The organism is Oleiphilus sp. HI0067, assembly GCF_001635735.1.
The window spans coordinates 1-542 of the sequence record NZ_LWFI01000469.1; the positions used below are offsets into that span (position 1 = coordinate 1).

Annotated in this window: 2 protein-coding genes; both read left to right on the forward strand. The window is 43.4% G+C overall.

The features are described 5' to 3' along the window. On the forward strand, positions 1 to 247 hold a 247-nt coding region (locus A3739_RS05705; protein ID WP_156502379.1), incomplete at its 5' end, for a tetratricopeptide repeat protein. Between the two features lie 4 nt (positions 248 to 251). Next, a partial coding sequence (locus A3739_RS05710; RefSeq protein WP_197472087.1) for a YaeQ family protein occupies positions 252 to 542 on the forward strand: 291 nt, incomplete at its 3' end.

Genomic DNA, 542 nt, shown 5'->3' on the forward strand with positions numbered 1-542 from the left:
CGTTTATGCATTGATTGATCAAGCGCAACAAGCGCGTGAGCAAGATCAGATGGGCGGGGCGTTGTCGCTGTTAGAACGAGCACAACGCTTAGCGCCAAATTTTAGTGTGGTTTATTTAGAGTTAGGACATACCTACCTCGCGTTGAACAATCATCAACGCGCAAAACATATGTATTTACGTGCATTATCTTTAGCCGCTAATAGTTCTGAGCGGCGCAATGCACAACTGGCATTACAGGAGCAGTAGTACTATGGCATTAAGTGCCACGATTTATCGTTTCGGAATTGATTTAAGTGATATGAACCGACATATCTATGAGCGTGTTTCTTTGCATGTTGCATTGCATCCTTCTGAAACGATCGAAAGAATGTGCGCACGATTAGTGGCTTTTGCGCTGAGTTATGAAGAGTATTTGGAATTCACAAAAGGCCTGAGTACAGATGACGAACCTGATATCTGGAAGGTCAATTACAGCAGTGAAATTGAACACTGGATAGAAATTGGCAAGCCTGATGCTAAGCGACTAAAGAAGGCATTGGGT